At 29.1% G+C, this 6,507-nt stretch carries 4 protein-coding genes; all 4 read left to right on the forward strand.

The window, feature by feature from the left end; all coding sequences use genetic code 11:
• Positions 1-2: 2 nt before the first annotated feature.
• A complete protein-coding gene (locus ACGLWY_RS18100) occupies positions 3-3,074 on the forward strand; it encodes an efflux RND transporter permease subunit (RefSeq protein WP_396621087.1) in 3,072 nt (1,023 codons plus the stop codon).
• A 4-nt stretch (positions 3,075-3,078) separates the two neighbouring features.
• Positions 3,079-4,581, forward strand: coding sequence for a TolC family protein (locus ACGLWY_RS18105; protein WP_396621088.1), 1,503 nt, complete (start codon positions 3,079-3,081; stop codon positions 4,579-4,581).
• A gap of 4 nt (positions 4,582-4,585) precedes the next feature.
• A complete protein-coding gene (gene lepB, locus ACGLWY_RS18110) occupies positions 4,586-5,737 on the forward strand; it encodes a signal peptidase I (protein ID WP_396621089.1) in 1,152 nt (383 codons plus the stop codon).
• 208 nt (positions 5,738-5,945) lie between these two features.
• Complete coding sequence (locus ACGLWY_RS18115; protein WP_396621090.1) at positions 5,946-6,269, forward strand: hypothetical protein; 324 nt, start codon at positions 5,946-5,948, stop codon at positions 6,267-6,269.
• Positions 6,270-6,507: the final 238 nt, after the last annotated feature.

Raw genomic sequence — 6,507 nt, forward strand, 5'->3', positions numbered from 1 at the left:
GAATGGTAAAGTTTTTAATTGAGAGACCAATAGCAGTTATCATGAGCTTTATAGCAATCGTGGTTCTTGGTCTTATAGCATCATATAAATTGCCTGTTTCGTTGATGCCAGATATTGATATTCCTGAAATTACTGTTCAAGTAAGTCATGCCAACACATCTGTTCGTGAAATGGAGAATACTATTATTACACCGTTGCGTCGACAGCTCATGCAAATTTCGAATTTAGAAGATATATATAGTGAGACTAGAGATGGAAGTAGTACTATCCATTTAAAATTTAAATATGGTACAGATAATACCATTTCGTTTATAGATGCAAACGAAAAAATAGATGTTGCAATGAGAGATTTACCCAAAGAGGTAGAGCGTCCGAGAGTTATTAAAGCTAGCGCATCAGATATCCCTGTATTTAATATAAACGTTAGTCTAAAAGAAAATGGAGATGCTAATAAGTTTATAGAAGTTGGCGAATTGTGTGAAGCTGTTTTAAAAAGGCGCATAGAGCAGTTGCCAGAAGTAGCATTGGTTGATGTTACTGGACTGATATATTCAGAATTATACATATTACCAGACTCAGACTTAATAAAAAGTTTAGGTATTTCACAGGAGCAAATTCAAGAAGTATTAAAAAGTAATAACGTCTCTTATGGCAATATTATGGTTCAGGAAGGGAATTATCGTTATAATATTCGTTTTTCTTCATCGTTGAAATCAGTTGAGGATGTTCAAAATATTTATATGAAATCCAATGAAAAAATATTTCAATTAAAAGATATTGCGGAAATAGGCTTAAGACCGCGACAAGTAAAAGGGAAATATTTGAGCAATGCCAAGGAAGCTATAAATTTAGCAGTAATAAAGCAAAGTGAAGCTCGTATTGAAGATCTTAAGTTTGAGGTAAACAAATTAATTGAGTCTTTTAAGAATAAATATCCAGAGATAGAATTAACACTTTCACAAGACCAAACCAGTATACTAGACTATACAATATCAAACTTAAAACAAAGTTTAGTTTTAGGGGCTTTTCTAGCATTCATAATAATGTTTTTTTTCTTAAAAGATATTATATCACCTTTTCTTATTGGATTTAGCATTCCTACATCTCTAATTATAAGTTTATTATTCTTTAAGCTTGTTGGATTATCTATTAATATAATTTCTTTATCGGGTTTGATATTGGGTATTGGTATGATGATAGACAATTCAATTATTGTTATTGATAATATTATTCAATACGTTGATAGAAAAGAAACCATAGCAAATGCATGTATAAAAGGAACAAATGAGGTTATAAGGCCTCTAATATCATCGGTACTTACCACGTGCGCTGTTTTTATTCCATTGCTATTTTTAAGTGGAATATCAGGTGCTTTATTTTATGACCAAGCTATTGCTGTGACTATAGGTCTTACGGTTTCATTATTAGTAGCAATAACATTATTGCCTGTTCTTTATAAACTTTTTCATAAGAAAAATGAAAATAGAATAGGGAAGCTATCCCGTTTGATAAAACCTATCAAAGTTTTAAATACAGAAAACACCTATGAGAAAGGGTTCGTTTTTGTGTTTAAACATAGAAAGTATGCTTTCCCTCTTTTTTTTAGCATGATATTAATTTCTTATTTGTTTTTTTTCTTAATAACAAAAGAAAAATTACCTCAAGTTGAGCAAAAGGAAATTATAGTCAATATCGATTGGAATGAAAGTGTTACTATAAAAGAGAACAAAAAAAGAGTACTTGAATTTTTGAAATATATTAATGACCAAGTAGAAACTACGAATACTTATATAGGAGAACAGCAGTTTTTATTAAGTCGAGAAAAAAGATTGGGTCACTCTGAGTCTAGGATTTACGTAAAAGTTCATGAATCAAATGATCTTAGTATATTAAAAAAAAGAAGCATGTTGTTTTTTAAGGAGCGTTTTAATAACGCACGTTTTTCTTTAACCAATTACAAGACACTATTTGATCGTCTTTTTTCCGATGATCAACCTGATATTATTGCTAAAATAACTTCTAAAACAGATGAGAAGATTCCCAAAATTAAAAAAATAGAAAAAGTTCAACGTAATATTATTTCTAGTTCCTTGAATTTAAACAGCAATAAAATAGTAACGCAAAGTCATATTGTGATAAGCCTTGATTCTGAAAAATTGTTATTGTATGATGTTACAAGGTCTGCTATTTTTAGCACATTAAAATCACAGTTTAATGTGTTGCAAGTTGATTTGTTAGAATCAAGCCAACGATATATACCCATAGTAATTAGTGATAGGTTTAATACTGTAGATGATATTTTAAATGAATTAACCATTCAAAATAAAAACGGATTTGATATTCCAGTAAAAGCATTAGTATCAATAAATAACGAACAAGGTTATAAAACATTGTTTTCTGGAAAAAATGGTCAATTTGTCCCGTTAGAAATTGACTTAGGTATAGACAAAAATATTAGTAATGAACATATTCTAAATGAATTAGAAAAAATTGTTCATGAAGAACCAAACTTAGATGTAGTATTTGATGGTAACATATTTTCTGGAGGTAAGCTAATTAAAGAATTGGTATTTGTTCTATTCATTTCAATTTTACTATTATACTTTATTTTGGCAGCACAATTTGAATCATTAACACAACCCATTATAGTTTTACTTGAAATACCAATTGATATTGCAGGTGCTTTAATATTACTTTATGTTTTTGGAGAATCGTTAAACTTGATGTCTATGATTGGAATTGTGGTTATGAGTGGTATAATTATTAATGATTCTATTTTGAAAATAGCGACAATAAATCAGTTACGGAAAAATGGTTATAATCTTATAGATGCTATAAAACTTGCGGGGAAACAAAGATTGAAACCAATACTAATGACAAGTTTAACTACAATACTTGCGTTGGTGCCTTTCTTGTTTTATTCAGATTTGGGAAGCGAATTACAAAAACCATTTGCTTTAACGGTAATAGGTGGTATGGTTTTAGGAACTTTGGTGAGCTTATATTTTATTCCCCTTTGTTATTATTATCTCTATTCTAAAAAAGAACCAATTCAAAATGTAAATCCTAGTTAAATTTATGAAAAATTTAAAAACCCTTATTTTTTTAGTTCTTTTTGGGACTTCTTATATGGTGTTTGGTCAAATTAAGGATCAATTCGAGATAGACTTAAATAATGTCATTACTATGTCTGAGAAGAACTCACTAGATGCTTTTAAAGCTAAACATCTATATCAATCGAGTATTTTGGAATTTAAAAACTTTCAAGTTGAAAACTTACCAATTCTTAATATGGACTTAAATCCTTTGGTTTATAATAGTTCTATTGTCGAAAGATATGATGCTAATCTTAACCGAGATGTTTTTCGTACTGTGGAGACATTAAACTCTTATTTAGGATTGTCCGTTTCCCAAAATATTACGGCTACAGGTGGAAATGTTTTTTTAAGATCCAATATTAACCGTTTACAGAATTCTGGAGCAATATCAAATATTGCATATAACAACAATATTATTCAATTGGGTTTTAATCAATCTCTATTTAGCTATAATTCTTTAAAGTGGAATAAAAAGACGGCTCCTTTGGTTTATGAAAAAGCAAAAATAGAATTTATTGAAGCTAGGGAATCAATACACATCAAAGCGGTTAATTTCTTTTTTGATTTAGCATCAGCTCAATTAAACTATGAAATAAGTGATAATAATTATGAAAATGCGTACCAATTGTATGAGATTGGAAAAGAACGCTTTAAAATAGCTACAATAAATCAAGAAGAATTATTGAATTTAGAACTTAATTTATTAAATGCTGAAGTAGCTCAAAAAAGAGCAATAAATTCCTTAAAGGACAGTCAATTTTCTTTTAATACTTTTTTAGGTAATGAAGTGCATCTAGATTATAAATTAGTAATACCTGAAATGATATTAAAAACCGAAATGGATTTTTCCTTAGCACTTAAACAAGCCCAAGAGAATAATTCAGAAATGTTGGATATGAAACTCAAAGAGCTTAATTCTTTAAAAGAATTTGATAGAATTAAAAGGCAAGGGAGATTTAATCCTACATTCTCAGGAATCATAGGGTTGAATAAAAATGCTGAAAATTATAGTGACTCATATCTAAACCCTTTAACTCAAAAACAATTTAGTTTAAGGGTGACAATTCCTATCATAGATTGGGGTACTGCAAACAGAAGAACTCAAGTGGTTGCCAATAGGAATAAAATTGTAATTGCTGAAAATAAACAGGCCATTCAGGATTTTAAACAAAAAATAATGACCCAAATAGCAGAATTTAATTTACAAAGTGAATTAGTAGAAAAGGCATTAAGGTCAAAAGATATTGCAATAAAAGCTCATGAGCTAGTATTAGAGCGATTTAAGTACGGAAATATTGATATTGTTAAATTAAATGCCTCAAGAACAGCAAAAGACAGAGCTATAAATGACTATTTAAATAGCCTAAATGATTACTGGAATAATTATTATACATTACAAAAATTGACTTTAATAGATTTAAAGACTAATCAAAAATTGAGTATAGTAATGGATAAGAAATTAGATTTAAACAATTTGAGATAGAGAAGTGAAAAAAAATAATATAAAATGCGGTTTGCTTATTTTGATTATTGGGGTTGTAATATTTGTAGTAACTTTAAAATTATATTGGTTACTTCTTTTGGTTTTATTTTTTGTAGGAATTTTTTATTCACTTTTTAGAATTATTAATTCTATTACTAATGAAGTTATTAAAAGAGTATTTCGTTTTATCTTGATTGTATTTGCCATTTTCACTTCTACTATTACCTTCAGAATTTTCCTGTTAGATTTATACAAAATCCCAAGTGACTCCATGAAAGATACTTTATCAAAAGGAGATGTTATAATATTAAACAAGTTAGCTTATGGTCCAAGATTACCTTCTTCAATATCAGAAATACCATGGATAAATATGTGGTTTCCACCTAAAGAGGTAAAAAGCAAAGATATGTCTAACATTAATTGCAATAATATACGCTTTCATGGTACTACCAATATTAAACAAGGTGATATAGTTGTATTTAATACTCTTTCATGGAAGAAAAACGATTTTGTATTTAAAGAAACATTAGTAAAAAGATGTGTGGGACTTGCAGGGGATAAAATCGAGATTATAAATGGGGAGATTTATACAAATAATATTCAGTATAATAATCCTAAAGAAGTGAAAAACAATTGGCTTGTTTGGGTTAATAATAAAGATTTTTTTTTACATCAGTTAGACTCATTAAGTTTGAGAGCTGAACTATTGAATATATTACCTTCTGATAGAAAGTTTGTTTTAAACAGTTCTTACATTGACATATCAATAATAAAAAAATTTAATTCAGTCGATTCTATAAAAATAGAAATTGAAAATAAGAATAGAACTGATTGGTTATTAGGAAAAAAATATGCTCCAAATTTCAGCTTAGATAATATGGGGCCTTTTAAAATACCCCAAAAAAATATGGAGATTGAACTAAATAATTTTAATTATTCGATTTATGAAAATATTTTGAATCTTTATGAGAAAATTAATTTTAAAAAGAATAATGGTAAGTTTTATTTAAATAATGAAGAGGTTTCAAATTACATCTTTAAAAATGATTATTACTTTATGATGGGGGATAATAGAAAACAGTCCTATGATTCTAGGATGTATGGGTTTATCCCAATAGAAAATATTATAGGAAAGATATCTAGTGTAGTTCATTGAAAGGGAATATTATAAATAGAGAAAAGGATAATTAAATAAAAGTATTAATAAAGAAATTTTGAGTTATATATTTAACGTCTGTTTTATATCTTCCTGTTTTGTGTGGTTACTCATAGCTGTCCCCTGAAGCCCTTGAAAACACTGAAGTCTTGTTTGCGGTTTTGGGTGTCCCGTTGTATTTTTGGGCCGATTTTTTATTTTTGTTGTAATGTTTGTATGCCTTAAAAAGAATAAAAGTGGCTCTACGAGTGTTCAAATCGTAGATAAATCTTCCGGAAAGTATGTTTTGTTCCAAAGCATTGGCAGTTCATCTGACCCTGCCGAGATTGATTTTTTGGTTGCCGAGGGCAAAAAGATAATTGCATCGCACGGTGGGCAGGCTATGTTGCCTTTTGACAGGGATAAAGAATTGGAATTTGTAGATACATTTTTATGGTGTTTGGACTCGATGAACCTTTTGACCCATCCCATTTTTCATCCTCTTTTATTTTTACCGGGTTTATTTTTACTTGAACCTCGCATCCATTTCTAAAAACTTATTGTACCCTCTGTTGTTTATGCCCGACTTGATCAGTTTGCCCGTTTTTAAGTTTTTTTCTAATCGCTTTATGCCTTTTTCCTGTTGTACCTGTCTTTCTTGGCCCTGTCGTCACAATACGTAACAAGAAGCTTTAACCGATCCTTTTCTATGATTTCACTTTCTCCATTTTTTAGCGATAGGGACAGGACCCTATCCTTGATTTCCTGTTTTTCGTTTTTAATTCACCTAA

This window comes from Mariniflexile sp. HMF6888 (assembly GCF_044335535.1).
Classification (GTDB): Bacteria; Bacteroidota; Bacteroidia; order Flavobacteriales; family Flavobacteriaceae; genus Mariniflexile.

Bases quoted from the DNA above. Each gene is read 5' to 3' on its own strand.
- ACGLWY_RS18100 (WP_396621087.1), top strand. From the start codon at position 3: ATGGTAAAGTTTTTAATTGAGAGACCAATAGCAGTTATCATGAGCTTT.
- ACGLWY_RS18105 (WP_396621088.1), top strand. From the start codon at position 3,079: ATGAAAAATTTAAAAACCCTTATTTTTTTAGTTCTTTTTGGGACTTCT.
- ACGLWY_RS18115 (WP_396621090.1), top strand. From the start codon at position 5,946: ATGTTTGTATGCCTTAAAAAGAATAAAAGTGGCTCTACGAGTGTTCAA.